We start from the raw sequence: 16221 nt of genomic DNA on the forward strand, positions 1-16221 counted from the left end.
TTAGTAACCCTGATTTAACGCATCCGCTGCAGGAATTTCCCGCTCACGCCGCGCGATATAGTCTAGCAGTTCTTCGTTTTTGGCAGGGTCAAGCGTTGGTTCTTCATACTCTTTCAACAGCTTTTTGGCGTGGTTCAAGGCGCGTTCAGTGATTTCAACGCTGCCCTCGGCGGCCCATTGTTCGATTGAATTGTTGTCAAACATGTCAGGCATGAAAAACGCGTCTCGGAAATTGTCTTGCGTGTGCTGGTGTCCCAGATAATGCCCGCCCGGTCCGATGTCAGAAACGGCGGACAGCGCCGTGTCAAAGTCATCCCATTTCGGCCCTTCGGCCATGCGATAGGCCATGGCGCATTGTTCCGCATCGACAATAAATTTTGCAACAGAACAGTGCATTCCTGCTTCGTTCCAGCCCGCCGAATGCCAAATGTAATTTGCGCCCGCGTGCATGACCGCAGATAGGGTTGTCGCGCTTTCATATCCCGCCTGCGCGTCAAAGGTTTTTGCCCCGCCAAGCGTGTTTGAGGTGCGCCACGGCACGCCATAAAACCGCGCCATTTGGCCAATCATAAAGTTCATCAGCGAAATTTCGGGTGTGCCCGCCATAGGGGCCCCTGATTTCATTGAAACGGTAGACAGGTAATGCCCATAAATCGCGGGTGCGCCACGGCGGATCACTTGGGTATAGGCCAGCGCGGACAGGGCTTCGGCGTTTAATTGTGCCACTGTCGCGGGGACAGAAGCAGGGGTATTGGCCCCGCCCAAAACGAACGGCGAACACAAAACGGGTTGATTGCGTTTGCAAAACGCCCGCATGGCCCCCAGCATGGTTTCATCCCAGACCAGCGGTGAATTTCCGTTGCAATTGCCCGTTACAACGGGGTGCGTATCGATGAAATCATCCCCAAATAGGATACCGCACATGTCCATCACGTCTTCGGCGTTTTTTGGGCTGGTGGTCATACCCATGAATGTTTTGTCGGAATGTTTCATCGACGAATACGTGATGCGCAAATGCCGTTGACTGATCGGGTGATCGTAAGGTTCAACGATGTGATGGGCCGAAGAATGCAGGGATGGCATCATGTGGCTAAGTTTGTGGAACATCGACAGATCTTCCATCAATGGATTGCGCCGCACGTCATCCAAATCGCGCAGGTAAGGGGCGCCTGTCATAGGCACAAAAATTGCATTACGACCGCCAAGGGCCACATTCTTTTTGGGGTCCCTTGCATGATAGGTGAAGGTTTCGGGAATTGTTGAAATCAGATCGCGGACCAAGGCGCGATCAAGGTACACGGTGTCCTCAACGACTTTGGCCCCCGCTTTGCGCCAATCCTCAAGCGCGATATCATCGCGAAACACCACACCCACGTTTTCAAGGATATCCATCGACGCCGCGTCGATCTGTTCTACCTGTGCGCCGTCCATCACTTCGCACAAGGGTAAGGCGTTTCGAAGACCCTTGAGCATTTCGAAATCAGGTGCCGTGCGCAGGGCACGCCGCGCACTGCGGCCACCTGAACGGGTTCTTGGCGAGGCGTCGGACATGATGAAACTCCCGTGTATTTCCATCATCTTATGCGATTCTATCCCTGTCCGTTTTCCTAAAACCGAAGTACGGATGGAAACCCTTGTCGTTTACAGGCAAAGGTTGGCTTTTGGGCGCGGTGTTGTTACCAAACTGCATGATAAAAACCGCAAATATCGCTGGCGCTGGGCTTGGAGGATTAACCGCTGCCATTGCATTGGCACGGCGCGGTGTTCGCGTGCAAATCTATGAACAAAGCCCTGTTTTGGACGCGGTGGGTGCGGGCATTCAACTGAGCCCCAATGCAGTGAAAGTGTTGCGCGCGCTTGAGATCGAGCCATCTCTGCGCCCTTTCGCGTTCGAGCCTGAAAACGCGGTTATTCGCAACGGGGGCACAGGGGCGAAATATGTTTCACTCCCCTTAAAGGGCGCGGCAGAGCAAAAGTATGGTGCGCCCTATTTGCATATTCATCGCGCAGATTTGCATCGTGTTTTGGTGGAACATGCTGAAGATCTGGGTGTGAGTATCGCATTGAACCAGCGTATGACGGGATACAATGAAGCAGGTTTTCACGGTGTAGCAACGGCGGATATTTCCATTGCGGCGGATGGGGTGAAATCCCCACATGCAACGCAAATGAACGAGAACCAACCTGCCAGATTTACGGGCCAAGTGGCGTGGCGTGGTGTGATTGATGCCGCACAACTGCCCCCAAATACCATTCCACCAGACGCGACAGTTTGGACGGGATCGGGCCAGCATATTGTCACCTATTACCTGCGCGCTGGGTCTTTGGTGAATTTTGTCGCCGTTGAAGAACGCACGGACTGGCAAGACGCCAGTTGGACCACAGCGGGCGATGTCACCGAACTGCGCCGTGTGTTTTCAGGGTGGCATCCGCGTATTGAAACGCTGTTGAGGGCGGTGTCGGACGTGAATATTTGGGCGCTTTATGACAAACCCGAATTAACGCGTTGGTCCGATGGTCCCGTTGTTTTGCTGGGGGATTCCTGCCACCCAACACTGCCGTTTTTGGCACAAGGGGCCGCAATGGCGATGGAGGATGCGTTTGTTTTGTCAGACTGCCTTGCGCAGGCTTCTGATCCCCAAGCGGCCTTTCGAAGCTATGAAGCAGCACGCAAACCCCGCACAACGCTGTTGCAGCAAAAGGCGCGGGCCAATGCGGATTTGTTTCACAGAGGAGGGCCGTTTGGGGGGCAGTTGTCGCTGGCAAAACTGAACGTGGCTCGAATGTTGCCTGCGGGTTTGGCAGCACGGCCATTTGATGGGATTTACGCCTACGACGTGACGCAGATCAAAACCTAGGGTGTTTCAAACAGCTGAAACATTGCTTCGGCTGTTTTGTCAAAATCGTATTCAACCACCCAATCCCAATCCCGCGCAGCGCCATCACTGACAAGTGCGGACGGCCAACTGCCAATCAATGCGACCATTTTTTCATCGGGGGCAAAACTGCAATCAAAGGTTTGATAACGTTGGCGTAATTTTTCGACAATATCTGTCGCGCGAACGGTGTAGCCATGTAAATTGTAAACAGGCTGGGCCAAACGTTCAGCATCGGCCTGTGCAATTTCAACGATGCTGCGCGTCACATCGTCTAGGAATAAAGCGGACATGGCGGTGTCTGGTTCGATGGGAAAGGTAAAAGGCGCACCAGTCGCCGCAGCCTTAAACGCGTTGGATGCAAATGCGGTTAGCGCGGCATCTGGGGCGAAGGGTGACAGCACGAAAGGAAACCGCAAACAGCGAAAATCAAGGCCCTGTTTCTGTTTTAGATACACTCCCATACGTTCGACGGCGACTTTAGTGGCACCATAAATATTTTCAGGCCATTGTTCGGCGGCTTCGGGCAAGGGATCGGGCAGGTTCGGCCCATAGGTTGCCACGGTGGAGGCAAAGAAAAACGGTCCAACGCCAAATTCCAGCGCCAACCGCATCAAAGTGACGGAGCCCGTGGCGTTCACATCCCATGCAGCAATCGGGTCCGCTTCGCTGCTGCCTGACAGCATCGAAGCCAAGTGGAACACTGCTTGTGGTTTATGTTCTTCGAAAATACGGCGCAAAAGATCGTGATCCCGCATGTCGCCGAGTATTTCGGCATGGCGTTTGGCCGTGGCCTCGCTTTGGGTGTGAGGCAAGTCAAAGCTGATCACTTTTACCCCTTGGGATTCTAGGCGGGCGGCAACCAATTGGCCAAGATTTCCGTTCCCGCCAGTGATCAAAGCTGTGTTAAACGTCATGCCTGCGGCCCCTCTATCCAGATTCGTTACTAGGACAGTGTCGTCGCATTGCATTGGGAATGGCAATCACTTCAATTGTTCGGCCACTGCTTTGCAAATTGCGCCGTGTTGTAAGCGAAAGAATTTCTTCGCGGATCGTTTGTTTGGATGAAACGGGTCTTTGACTTTGCCCGACTTATGGCGGCGAAAATGCTGGCGTACCCCTTGGTTCAGTTTAATTGTTTCAGGGGTAAACCCATCGACAAAACTGCACCGATTGCCCGTTTCTGCAAAGGCTGCTTTCAGGTTTTCTTGCGCTTTGTGACGTTGTTTTACTGTCTTTTTGTAATAGGTCGGCGCAGTGGTCATATACACACACGGAATATGCGGCGGTAAGTGCGCGATTGCGGCTTTCACATCGGCAAGGGCTGCTTCTTTGTTGTTGGCCCATGTGCGCGATGAATTGCCAAGAAAGGTTAAAAACAGCAATTTGGGATCGTAATAGTCGGGGCGAAACATGGTTTCAAACGCGGACTGTTTTGCTTTGCAAAACTGATAGTTTTTCCCCTGACCAATTTGCGCATAAATATTATCACTGCGATTTATGATGCCAAAGGTGCCTGCGTTCACTTTCCATTTTGGGTCGACTGTGCAAATTGGGCGCTTGCCTGATCTTGTGCGTTTGGTCCATGTGCCAAGCGAGGTGGAGCGCACACCGATAATGGCAACGGATTGCCCGCCTAATTTGTCGGTCGTCTTATCCTTGAACCCGCACAGATCGCTGAGGTTTTCAAAGAAGTCGAGAAAGCTTGGCCCCGATCCGAACGGAATTTGGCTATCGCCCAGCACCAAAATATCTGGGGATTTGAAGCTGTTGCCGATTTTGTCTTCTTTTGCCGACCCCGTGGATAGGCTGAGGAACAACGCTATCACGGTTAGGGCGGTTTTGGGGAACAGGGTCACAATATATCTCGGTCGTAGGATTCCTTGTGCTGTTACAACCAACCGCGATCCGAAGCAAAATGATTATTTTGTGATCATCCTTTGATGTCAGAACGCTCAATTTCATGTGAGGCGGTCTAGGCGGTGCGCTGTCTTTCTGTATGAATGGTGTCGAACTCAACAACAGGATGATCCCATGAAACGCCTTCTTCCCCTTGCTTTTGCTGCTCTGACCCTTCCAACATTGGCTTTTGCTGGTCCGCAATACGTGGATGAAACGGGTTTCGCAGTATCTGGCCATGATGTTGTGGCGTATTTTACTTTGGAACAAAACGCAGTGGGCCAAGCTCAGCCAGCACCCGTGAAAGGAAAGTCATCTATCACGGCAGAATACAATGGTGCCACCTGGGCGTTTTCATCCGAAGCCAATCGCGATGCGTTTGTGGCCAATCCCGAAGCGTATATTCCCCAGTATAATGGCCATTGTGCGTACGGCGTATCCAAAGGGGGCAAAGTCCCTGCGAACCCCGAGTTGTGGCGTATTGTGGATGGTAAATTGTATTTGAACGTGACCAAAGATGTGGTGGGTTTCTGGGAAGAAGATATTTCAGGCAATCTGAAAATCTCTGAAGCCAAATGGCCAAAATTGGAGCCGCGCGATGCGTCCACACGGACCATTCCGTTTTATTCCTCAAATGCGCCTATCACGAACTAAGGGTTGAAAACCTGTGCCTTTTCAAAAAGTAACACGCCGTGTCGTCGTTTTGTCGTTGGCGGGTTTTGCTGCGACGCCGCTTATGGCGGAAACCACAGCGGAGCTAATCGCGCAAAAGAAGTTGTCCGTAGAAGACGCCCATGACCTCGCGCTCGAAGGGGCGATCACGCTGGTAGATATCCGTCGACCAGATGAATGGGCCCTTACAGGTGTGGGGGTCGGTGCCAAGCCTCTTGATATGCGGCGCAAAGATTTTGTGGCGCAACTCGATGGTTTGGTTGGTGGTGACAGGTCGCAGCCCATTGCCGTGATGTGCGCGCGAGGTGTCCGATCGAAATGGCTATCTCGGCAATTGGAAATCGCAGGTTTTACCCAAATCATTGACGTGCCCGAAGGTATGCTTGGCTCACGTGCGGGGCCTGGTTGGCTGCGCACTGGTCTGCCCGTAGTGAAATAAATGAGCGTGCGCGGTATTTTTGCAGCCATGGTGGGCTGTCTTGCGTCGGTTGTTCCACACATTGCCGTGGCCGATTGCGCAGGGCAGGCGGGGTCTTGCACCGTTGCGATGGGCAGTTACGAAATCGCGTTGCCTGAAACCCCTGAAAACGCGCCCGTTTTTGTGTATTTGCATGGCTATGGCGGCACCGGTATGGGGGCGTTGCGCCAATCTCATATCACGCGCGTTCTTGTAGATCGTGGCTATGCGGTTTTGGCCCCGAACGCTCTGAAACGCGGTGGCACGGGTCCCACAAGCTGGAGCTTTCATCCCGAACGGCCCAAGGCACGGGATGAAGGCGCTTTTTTCGCCCAAGCCATTGATGATGCGGTTGCACGGTTCGGTTTGGATCGGGATCGCGCAGTTTTGGCAGGCTTTTCCATCGGCGGTTCGATGACCCACTATGTGGCCTGCGAAACCCCTGATTTATTTGCCGCCTACGCCCCTGTTGCTGGCAGCTTTTGGCGACCTCACCCGATTGAATGCGCGGGGTCTGTGCGTCTGTTGCACACCCATGGGTGGCGCGATGGCACGTTTCCTCTTGAGGGGCGGATCGTGGGCAGCGGTTTCACGCAAGGGGACGCATTCGTCACCAACAGCATTTGGCGCGCGGCGAATGACTGCCCTCAGCCCCGTGCGCGTAAATTTGAAAATACTGGGCCATTCATGCGCCGCAGTTGGACAGAATGTGCCGCTGGAACGGCGCTCGAATTCGCGTTGTTTGATGGGGGGCATGTTGTCCCAAACGGTTGGGCTGATTTGGCGGCTGATTGGTTCGAAGCCTTGCCACGGCGCTGAAACACCCGTCACCTGTTTGTGAGGGCTCCCAAACGCGCATTGCTTGATGGTGACTTGCATGGCAGGAACGGATCAAAACAAATCCAAGCGCGGAATATCCTATGCCCAGCACAAAACGCACCGTTGATTACCTTGCCGAGCGCCTGTTCGAAGCAGGCTGCCGCCGCGCCTATGGCATGCCTGGGGGTGAAGTTTTGACCCTTGTGAATGCCTTAGCCAAAGCGGGCATCGAATTTGTTCTGGTCAAACACGAAAACAGCGCCGCGTTTATGGCCGAAGGAGATTATCACCGCACAGGGGCACCTGGAATTTTGGTGGCAACCCTTGGGCCTGGTGCGATGAATGGGGTGAATGCCATTGCCAACGCTTTGCAAGACCGCGTGCCGATGATTGTGCTCACGGGCTGTGTGGATGCAGACGAGGCGCAAACATACACCCACCAAGTGATGGACCACAGCGCCGTGTTTTCGGCCATCACCAAGCAAAGCTTTCGTCTGACAGTGGACAGCTGTGACATCATCGCGGATCGTGCGGTTAATTTGGCAACCGATCCCCGTCTTGGCCCTGTGCATATTGATGTGCCGATTGCCGTGGCCAATGCCACTGTGTCTTTGCCCAAATTGCGCCGCCGCAGCCGATCAACCATTGTTGTCCCAACAGTGGGTCCTGATCTGGATCAAGCCCGTGATTGGGTTGCCACGGCGAAACGCCCTGTAATGATTGTGGGCGTTGATGCAATGAACGACGGCGCGGGTGCGGATATTAAAACGTTTTGTGAAACCCATTCTGTACCCTTTATTACAACGTACAAGGCCAAGGGGATTGTGAAAGAAACACATCCTTTGTGTTTGGGTGGGGCAGGGCTGTCGCCTTTGGCTGATCAGCAATTGTTGCCGTTTGTGCGTGCGGCGGATTTGATCCTCCTTGCGGGCTATGATCCGATTGAAATGCGGCCCGGTTGGCGCGAAGTATGGGACCCAAACCAGACCAATGTGATTGATATATCTTCGGTAGCGAACGACCATTACATGCACCAATCGAGCCTGAGTTTCGTGGCAGATACAGGGGCAACGCTGAGCGCTTTGTTAGGGAATGCGGGGCAATCCACGTGGCCAGACGGGGAAATAGCTGCGGTAAAAGCGGCGCTTGCTGGGGCTTTTCCTGAAGACGAGGCATGGGGTCCAGCTGCGATTATTGACGAGTGCCGACAGGTGATGCCAGAAAACACGTTGGCGACGGCTGACAGTGGGGCGCATCGGATTTTACTGTCGCAAATGTGGCCTTGTTATGAGCCGCGTGGATTGATGCAATCCTCTGCATTTTGCACCATGGGGTGTGCGGTTCCTTTGGCCATGGGCGCGAAAATCGCGTCACCTGATCGCCCCGTTGTGTCCTTTTCAGGGGATGCAGGTTTTTTGATGGTGGCGGGGGAATTGGCCACGGCCAAGGAACTGGAGATTAAGCCGATTTTTGTGGTGTTTGTGGACGCAAGCCTTGCACTGATTGAATTGAAGCAACGTCAAAATCAGATGCAGAATCAGGGTGTTGATTTTGGGCACCATGACTTTGCGGCCATTGGGCAAGCCTTTGGCGGCGTTGGTGTTTCCGTTTCTTCTCGGGCTGCCTTGCGGGACGCGTTAAAAGCTGCGCAATCCGCCGATACATTTACGGTTATTGCTGCGCAGATTGACCGTGGTGCGTATGACGGCCGTATCTAACACGAATTTGGCAGCGTTTTTCGCGATTTAGGCTGTTTTTGAGACCACTTGAAACACGGGCGATCAAATGCGCGTTATCTCGTGCAACTGTGCATTTGTTCTGCGTGCGATCCAGTCTAACCACAACTGGAACATGCGAGGACGCACCATGCAAACTGATATCTTTGGCAATACCCTTTCTTTGACGAATGCCGCAACGCGGGATGAGTGGGATAAGATGCAGTTGGGGTTTTTGGCACATGCTGCAATTACGCCCATGCATCTGGCCGCCGTTCTTGAGGCAGAGCCAAACTTTGCCATGGGCCACGCCACCAAAGGGTTGTTTTATTTGATGCTGGGGCGTCGTGAACTGATCCAGACGGCACGCGAAGCTTACGCGGCGGCGCAAGCGGCGCTAAAATCTGTGCCAGCCACCACGCGCGAGCATAAATTTGTGTTTGCGCTGGGTCATTGGTTGCAAAAACGCCCCAAAGCGGCGCAGCAGTGTATGGAAGAGGTTCTCTTGCTGGCGCCTCAAGACGCACTGGCCATGAAAATCAGCCACGCCATTTCCTTTATCCTTGGCGACAGCCAGGCCATGCGTACCTCGATCGAAGCGGTGATGCCATCTTATGATGAAAGCCACGCGGCTTATGGATACATTCACGGCTGTCATGCTTTTGCGCTGGAAGAAACGGGCGAATACGCTTTGGCCGAAGCCGCTGGCATCAAAGGAATGGAATACGCTCCAGATGATGCGTGGGGTTTGCATGCTGTGGCGCATGTTTATGACATGACGGCGAATGCGAAAAGCGGGCTGGAATGGTTGTCTGGGCGCGAAAACGCATGGGCCCATTGCAACAACTTTCGCTACCACGTGTGGTGGCACAAAGCGCTGATGCACTTGGACCAAGGGCAGGTGGATCAGGTGTTTGCCTTGTATGACAATGAAATTCGCAAGGACAAAACAGACGATTACCGCGATATTTCAAATGCCACATCTTTGCTGAGCCGTATGGAACTCGAAGGCATTGATGTTGGGGATCGCTGGGAAGAACTGGCGGATATTTCTGAAAACCGCACCAAAGACGGCTGTCTGATTTTTGCCGATCTACACTATATGCTCGCCCTTGTGGGGGGGGACCGCGACAGCGCTATTCAATCCATGATGCAACGGTTGAACACAGACGCAAATGATACTTCAAACGAGATCAACCAAGCCATGGCCGATCCAGGCTTGGCCGCTGCTGCGGGATTAGAGGCCTTTGGTGAAGCCAACTACGAAGCTGCGTTTCAAAACCTCGCCAAAGCGCGCACAAACCTGCAAATGGCTGGAGGCAGCCACGCCCAGCGGGATGTGTTTGAACGCTTGACCATTGATGCGGGTATTCGTGGCGGGTTCCTGCGCGAAGCAAAAGACATTTTAAACGAACGTAAATCCCGTCGTGGCGGAACCGAAGATCAATACGCCGCAGCGCGGTTTAAGTTGATTTCCGCCAGTTTAAATGGGGGCGGCACTGGACAACACGTCGCTGCTGAATAAAACCGCAGCCTGCCCTTTTGATTTCGGAAGTCCCATTATGCCCTCGTCCACAGCATCTATCGCCACACCGACACAGCGCGACCCACGGCTTGATTTTTATCGCGGCATTGCGATGTTCATCATTCTTGTGGCCCACACGCCCGGTAACTTTTTGACCTTGTGGATTCCTGCGCGTTTTGGATTTTCTGATGCGACCGAAATTTTTGTGTTTTGTTCTGGCATGGCATCGGCCATCGCGTTTGGCAAAGCGTTTGAGCATCGAGGCTGGTTCTTAGGTACGGCGCGCGTCGCATTTCGAGTGTGGCAAGTGTACTGGGCGCACATCGCGGTGTTCTTTGTAATCGCGGTTTTAATGGCCACGCTGAACAGCACAGAATTGTTCAAAAAGGATTACATTGGTTCGTTGAACCTGTGGCCGTTTTTCAAAGACCCCGTACCACAGTTAATGGGTTTGATGACCCTGACGTATGTGCCGAATTATTTCGACATTCTGCCTATGTACATCGCCATTTTGGCCATGATGCCCATCGTAGTGGGCCTTAAGAACATGCACGGCGCCTTGGCCGTTGTGTTTGTGCTGGTTGTATGGCTCGGCGCGAATATGGGATATTTGGCTATGCCTGCCGAACCATGGAGCGAGCGCACGTGGTTCTTTAATCCTTTCGGCTGGCAGTTGGTATTTTTCACAGGCTTTGCCCTAATGTCTGGCTGGCTGCCACAACCGCCTTTGAACAAATGGTTGGTGGCCTTGGCCATTCTGGTCGTGCTGGCCACGGTGCCTTTTGCCTATTTCCGCATTTTGCGGGCCGTGCCAGATCTGAAAGCCATTGCGGGGGATATTCGTTTTCTGACCACAAAAACCGAATTTGGACTGTTCCGTTACCTGCACTTTTTGGCATTGGCTTATCTTGGTTGGGCTGCCGCTGGTGAGGGGGGTAAACGTTTGATCGCCACTGGTCACAGCATTTTTGCGAAAATCTGGCGTGTGGTGTTGAAGATCATCATGAAGGTTGGACAACAATCGCTGGCTGTTTTCGTATTTTCCATGGTTTTGGCGCGGCTGATCGGTTTTGCCTTTGATCAAACATCTCGGGGCACGTGGACGGTTGTTTTTGGCAATTTGATCGGCTTTGCCTTGATCACCGGCGTGGCCTACCTTGCCGCATGGTTCAAATCGCAGCCGTGGCGCGCGCGGCCTGCAAAATGAACTCATTCTCGCCCATCATACAAAGCATCGCATCACAGCGGATTGGGGATGAAACCCTTGGCATTACTGGGCATATGTGGATGCCTGATACTGCACCGCTCCATATGCCGACACAGAATTTTGCGCAGCCGTTTGCCGGGCCACGTGTGACGCCACCGCGCACACCTAAATCTGTATGGGTGCGGCGCGCTGCAACGCTAATTCCCGCTGTTGCCGCCACTTTTGCGGTAACGGGCTATCTGGCCAGTGTGTTGTCTGTGGGCGGGCTGAGTGTGCTGGAAATAATCTGGCTTGCACTGATCTTTTCCACGTTTATTTGGATCGCCTTTACATTTGTGTCGGCTCTTGCTGGCATGGCAGTGGCCCTTAAAAAGCCACAGGCTCACGACCAATCCTCCGACATTGGGTCAGCATTGCGCGTTGCTGTTCTGTCCCCGATTTATAACGAAAGCCCATCTCACGTGTTTGGCAATGTGGCGGCAATGATGGCCCAGCTGCGCAATACGGCGTCGCGACATTCCTATGCGTTCTTTTTGCTGAGCGACACAACAGACCCGGACATCGCCGCCCTAGAGGAAGAAGCAATGTTGCATCTGCGGGCGCAGATGTCTTTTGATGTGCCAATTTACTATCGTCGCCGCACAGAAAATCTGGATCGTAAAACGGGCAACCTGGCTCAGTGGATCACGCATTGGGGTGGGGCCTATGATGCGATGTTGGTTCTGGATGCCGATAGTGTCATGGATGCCAGCGCGGTTGTGTCGTTAAGCGATGATTTGGCCGCTGACCCAACGCTCGGCTTAGTGCAAACCTGCCCGCGACTATTTGGATCACACACGGTATTTGGGTGTATGCAGCAATTTTCAAGCGCCGCTTTTGGCCTGTTTCCAGCATTGGGAGAGGCTTTTTGGTCCCACCGCGAAGCAAATTATCACGGGCACAATGCTATCGTGCGAACCCGAGCTTTTGCGCAATGTGCTGGCTTGCCATACTTAAAGGATCGCAAGGGCAAAACCACGCTGATCTTTTCCCATGACTTTGTCGAAGCGGCCCTTTTGCGCCGTGCGGGATGGGGTGTGAAAATGCGTCCAACCCTTGATCCGACGTATGAGGAAACGCCAACTACGCTGATTGATTACATCTTGCGGGATCGGCGCTGGTGCCAAGGCAATATGCAGCATCTTCGCATTATGTGGGCCAAGGGCTTGCACCCCGTGTCGCGTTTTCATCTTGGGATTAATGCGCTGACCTACCTGATGTCACCTTTGTGGTTTGGGCTGATCACGATTGGCGCGTTGCTGGGCACATCTGCGGGTGGCGGCGTGTTGGCGTTTGTGACTGGGCGGTCAGCGGACAGCTATATCAACTTTGCCCTGTTCAATGGGTCTGGGCTTTGGGTGCTGGGGCTGGTGTATTTCATGTTGATCGCGCCAAAACTGGCTGGGGCCGCGGCCGTTTTGTGTGATACCGCCAAGGCAGACGTCTTTCAGGGGCGTGTCACCTTTTCCAAAGGTGCGTTGATGGAGCTTCTCGGTTCTATGGCGGTGGCGCCCGTTTTGATGGTGCAGCAAACCAAGGCGATTGTTGGGATTTTGACGGGGCGACATGAAAATTGGGGCCCGCAAAAACGCTATGGGGCGCGATATGATCTGCGTACGATCCTGCGATTCCATGTGGTTGAAACCGTTCTAGGTGCTGTTTTGATGGTTGGGATATTGGGCGGGGCTGTGTCCCTTTGGCTGTTGCCCATCGCGATCAGCCTTGTGGGCGCACCTGTGTTGTCCGCTGTGAGTGGGATGAACCTGCGGGGCACAAAAACAAAGCTGTTTTTCACCCCGTTCGAAGCGCAAGTTCCCCCCATCATTAGCGCCGCATCACATCACCAAAAGCAGATTGCGAACAATCCCTATCAGTTGGTGGTGCAGAAGGTTGCGGCTGAATAGAGCGGCTGCTTAACGTGTTAAGCAGTTTTTGATCTGTTCAGCCAAGCCCTTGATCACATTCAGATAAAGGGCTGATCCTGTTTCATAAGACGCGCCCAATGGGTCTAGTTCGGCACGTTTGACGTCCGTACCTTCCACGACTGTGTTGACCAGTTTTTCGCTAAATTGTGCTTCGGTGAAAACGCAAGCCACGTTATGTTCCTGTAACACGGCCTGGATTTGCGACAGACGCGCAGGGCTGGGTTGGCTCGCGTCATTCAGCACAATGGACCCGACAGCCGACAGATTAAAGCGGCTTTCAAAATACTGATAGGCATCATGAAAGACGACAAAGCTCTGATCGTGAAGCGGCTTTAAGTCATCTGCGATTTTTGCAGATGTTTGCAGAATCTGCGCACGGGTTGAATTGGCATTTGCTTTGTATCTTTCCGCATTTTCGGGGTCTTGGGCCGCCAAAGTGTCCGCAATCAGATCAACCCATGCCACCGCGTTTTGCGGGTCTAACCAAGCGTGTGGATCGACGCCATCATGGTCGTGCCCATCATGGCCGTGCTCGCCATGATCTGCATGATCGCTGTGATCTTCATGGTCTGCGTGGTCATCATGATTTTGATGCGTGCCATGGTCTGCGTGATCCTCATGATCATCGGCTTCGACCATGTCCTCTAATTCGCGAAATGCGCGGGTCGTGGTTGCTTTATGATCAAGCAACGCGATTTTTGTGGCGGAATTTGCTAAATTTTCAAGCGGTTGTTCTAACCAAGGGGTCAGCTCTGTCCCGATCCAAAACACAAGATCCGCACCCTGCAACGCGGCGGCCTGTGAAGGGCGCATGGAATAGCTGTGGGGTGATGCGCTGGCTGGGATTACCAGATCAGGCGTTCCAACACCCTCCATCACTTGGGCAACCAAAGAATGAACAGGCGGAATGTCTGTTACGACACGCGGTGTTTCTGCAAATGCAGGACTGGCGCACAATGCAACAGAGGCGAGGAGGCGGGCCATGGAAGGAGTGTAATAGTATAACATATCGACTTGTTAGATGTTATCTTATAACATATCAAGGTCTAAACGAAACGGACCTCACACAATGACCACGATCGGTTTTGAAACCCACGATCACACGGCATGTATCAAAGGCAATATTGCCAAAGTGGATGCGCAATGCGCCAAAGCAGGGTTGCAATTAACCCCCGTGCGCCGCCGTGTTTTGGAAATCTTGCTGCAAGAGCATCGTGCCATGGGGGCTTATGATCTGCTCGACTTGCTGCGCGACGAAGGGCTAGGCTCACAGCCGCCTGTGGTGTACCGCGCCCTTGATTTCTTGGTTAGCAACGGGTTCGCCCATAAAATTGAACGTCTGAATGCGTTTGTGGCCTGTACCGATCCCACGACGGATCATGCGCCAACTTTTCTGGTGTGTCGCAGTTGCGCCATCGTAGCTGAAACCCATACAGAGCTTGAAACTGGGTCTCTTGCACGCACGGCTGCGGCCGCAGGGTTCAAGGTGGAACGCACAGTCCTAGAAGCTGAAGGGCTCTGCCCAAATTGTCAGGACACATCCGCATGACCCCATTGATTACGGCCACGCATTTGTCCGTGGCGCTTGGCGGGGCAGAGGTTCTGCACGGTGTTGATCTTACTTTGTCGCCTGGTGAAATTGTAACTGTGGTGGGTCCGAATGGGTCTGGTAAATCCACACTTTTGCGCGCCATCATTGGGGCTGTTCCCCTGAGCCATGGCAGCATTGCGGTAAAACCAAACCTACGCGTTGGATATGTGCCACAAAAGCTGCATATCGACCCGACGCTGCCTTTAACCGTTGAACGGTTTCTAAGGCTGCCAAAGCCTGTGCCCAAAACAGACATCAAATCGGCCCTGCACACAGCAGGCGTTCAGGATTTACAGCACCGCCAAATGGCACGGCTGTCAGGGGGACAGTTTCAACGGGTGCTTTTGGCCCGCGCGTTGCTGACAAAACCTGAATTGTTGATCTTGGACGAGGCAACACAAGGACTCGATCAATCGGGATCAGCAGCGTTTTATGCCCAGATCGAAAGCATTCGAACGCAACTGGGGTGCGCCGTGCTGATGGTGAGCCATGAATTGCACGTTGTGATGGCAGCCTCTGATCGGGTGATTTGTTTAAACGGCCATGTGTGTTGCGAAGGGGCCCCAGAACATGTGGCGAGCGCCCCTGAGTATCGCGCATTGTTTGGGTCTGGCACGCAAGGGGCACTGGCGCTTTATCGTCATGAACACAATCACAGCCATGATCATGACCATCATCACGATCACGAGGCCGCAGAATGACCTTTTTTGATAGCTTTCTTGTGCGCGCCGCTCTTGCAGGATTGGGCGTGGCCTTGGCCGCCGCACCGCTTGGATGCTTTGTTGTCTGGCGGCGGATGGCGTATTTTGGCGATGCCACAGCCCATGCCGCAATCCTTGGCGTGGCGCTGGCCTTGGCGCTAAACCTGTCCGTAATGGTGGGTGTGTTGGTCGTGGTCTTGATCGCCGCAACCGTTGTTTCAACACTCAGCAACCGTGGGTATGCGCTCGACACTTTGCTTGGGGTAATGGCCCATTCCGCACTGGCCATTGGTTTGGTCGCAGTGTCGTTTTTGTCAGGCGTGCGCATTGATCTTATGGCGTATTTGTTCGGTGATATCCTTGCGGTGGGCAAGCTGGATTTGGTTGTAATTTGGGCGGGGGCAGCATTGGTTTTGGCGCTTGTAGCGTGGCGGTGGTCTGCACTTCTGACCACCACGTTGAACGCGGATTTAGCCCATGCCTCGGGTATTGACCCGAAACGCGAGCAGATCATCCTTACCATCGCACTTGCCATTGTGATTGCGGTCGCAATCAAGGTTGTTGGTGTGTTACTGATTGCATCTCTTTTGATTATTCCCGCCGCCGCAGCCCGCCCGTTTGCGCGAACACCCGAACATATGGCGATATTTGCGATGGCGGTCGGCGCGGTGTCCGCCCTTGGCGGGCTCTTCCTCGCCTTTCAGTTTGACACGCCCACAGGGCCAACGATTGTGTGTCTGGCAACAGCATGCTTTGCCGTTTCTGCGGTTTTAGGCGGCGCAAGAGCAAGATAAG

General features: G+C 53.5%; 15 protein-coding genes. 11 read left to right on the forward strand and 4 right to left on the reverse strand.

Features of this window, described 5'->3' with window-relative positions:
• Entirely contained in the window at positions 1-1551 is a 1551-nt protein-coding gene (locus QBD29_RS07390; protein WP_280100658.1) for a trimethylamine methyltransferase family protein, read from the reverse strand.
• Positions 1552-1634: 83 nt separating this feature from the next.
• Between QBD29_RS07390 and QBD29_RS07395 the strand changes: the two genes are divergently transcribed.
• A complete protein-coding gene (locus QBD29_RS07395) occupies positions 1635-2858 on the forward strand; it encodes an FAD-dependent monooxygenase (protein WP_280100659.1) in 1224 nt (407 codons plus the stop codon).
• On the opposite strand, the gene QBD29_RS07400 is transcribed toward QBD29_RS07395, so the two are convergent.
• Together QBD29_RS07400 and QBD29_RS07405 are read right to left on the reverse strand one after the other, a co-directional pair.
• Positions 2855-3793, reverse strand: coding sequence for an NAD-dependent epimerase/dehydratase family protein (locus QBD29_RS07400; protein WP_280100660.1), 939 nt, complete (start codon positions 3791-3793; stop codon positions 2855-2857). The genes QBD29_RS07395 and QBD29_RS07400 overlap by 4 nt on opposite strands.
• Before the next feature lie 66 nt (positions 3794-3859).
• A complete protein-coding gene (locus tag QBD29_RS07405) occupies positions 3860-4735 on the reverse strand; it encodes an SGNH/GDSL hydrolase family protein (RefSeq protein ID WP_280100661.1) in 876 nt (291 codons plus the stop codon).
• A 175-nt stretch (positions 4736-4910) separates the two neighbouring features.
• Here QBD29_RS07405 and QBD29_RS07410 point away from each other — a divergent pair, with 175 nt between their 5' ends.
• The 7 genes from QBD29_RS07410 (at position 4911) to mdoH (ending at position 13113) form a co-directional block, all read left to right on the forward strand.
• Complete coding sequence (locus tag QBD29_RS07410; protein WP_280100662.1) at positions 4911-5429, forward strand: YHS domain-containing (seleno)protein; 519 nt, start codon at positions 4911-4913, stop codon at positions 5427-5429.
• A 13-nt stretch (positions 5430-5442) separates the two neighbouring features.
• Positions 5443-5886, forward strand: a complete 444-nt coding sequence (locus QBD29_RS07415) for a rhodanese-like domain-containing protein (RefSeq protein WP_280100663.1) — start codon at positions 5443-5445, stop codon at positions 5884-5886.
• On the forward strand, positions 5887-6723 hold the full coding sequence (locus QBD29_RS07420) for an alpha/beta fold hydrolase (RefSeq protein WP_280100664.1): 837 nt from the start codon (positions 5887-5889) through the stop codon (positions 6721-6723).
• Between the two features lie 101 nt (positions 6724-6824).
• The gene (locus QBD29_RS07425) at positions 6825-8441 is read left to right on the forward strand and encodes a thiamine pyrophosphate-binding protein (protein WP_280100665.1); all 1617 of its coding nucleotides are present in this window, start codon (positions 6825-6827) and stop codon (positions 8439-8441) included.
• Positions 8442-8589: 148 nt separating this feature from the next.
• The gene (locus QBD29_RS07430) at positions 8590-9963 is read left to right on the forward strand and encodes a tetratricopeptide repeat protein (RefSeq protein WP_280100666.1); all 1374 of its coding nucleotides are present in this window, start codon (positions 8590-8592) and stop codon (positions 9961-9963) included.
• A gap of 37 nt (positions 9964-10000) precedes the next feature.
• Positions 10001-11170: an OpgC domain-containing protein gene (locus QBD29_RS07435; protein WP_280100667.1), complete on the forward strand. Its 1170-nt coding sequence runs from the start codon at positions 10001-10003 to the stop codon at positions 11168-11170.
• The gene (mdoH, locus tag QBD29_RS07440; RefSeq protein ID WP_280100668.1) at positions 11167-13113 is read left to right on the forward strand and encodes a glucans biosynthesis glucosyltransferase MdoH; all 1947 of its coding nucleotides are present in this window, start codon (positions 11167-11169) and stop codon (positions 13111-13113) included. The genes QBD29_RS07435 and mdoH overlap by 4 nt, the downstream gene beginning before the upstream one ends.
• Before the next feature lie 9 nt (positions 13114-13122).
• On the opposite strand, the gene QBD29_RS07445 is transcribed toward mdoH, so the two are convergent.
• The gene (locus QBD29_RS07445; protein ID WP_280100669.1) at positions 13123-14142 is read right to left on the reverse strand and encodes a zinc ABC transporter substrate-binding protein; all 1020 of its coding nucleotides are present in this window, start codon (positions 14140-14142) and stop codon (positions 13123-13125) included.
• A 61-nt stretch (positions 14143-14203) separates the two neighbouring features.
• Between QBD29_RS07445 and QBD29_RS07450 the strand changes: the two genes are divergently transcribed.
• From QBD29_RS07450 to QBD29_RS07460, 3 genes are read left to right on the forward strand one after another with little or no spacing between them, the layout of a single operon-like run.
• The gene (locus QBD29_RS07450; RefSeq protein ID WP_280100670.1) at positions 14204-14683 is read left to right on the forward strand and encodes a transcriptional repressor; all 480 of its coding nucleotides are present in this window, start codon (positions 14204-14206) and stop codon (positions 14681-14683) included.
• Positions 14680-15426 carry a metal ABC transporter ATP-binding protein gene (locus QBD29_RS07455; RefSeq protein WP_280100671.1) on the forward strand — a complete coding sequence of 249 codons (747 nt, stop codon included), beginning with the start codon at positions 14680-14682 and terminating at the stop codon, positions 15424-15426. Before QBD29_RS07450 ends, QBD29_RS07455 begins: the two co-directional genes overlap by 4 nt.
• Positions 15423-16220, forward strand: a complete 798-nt coding sequence (locus QBD29_RS07460) for a metal ABC transporter permease (RefSeq protein WP_280100672.1) — start codon at positions 15423-15425, stop codon at positions 16218-16220. Before QBD29_RS07455 ends, QBD29_RS07460 begins: the two co-directional genes overlap by 4 nt.
• The last annotated feature ends 1 nt before the right edge of the window (position 16221 follow it).

The organism is Amylibacter sp. IMCC11727 (assembly GCF_029854195.1).
Taxonomy (GTDB): Bacteria; Pseudomonadota; Alphaproteobacteria; order Rhodobacterales; family Rhodobacteraceae; genus Amylibacter.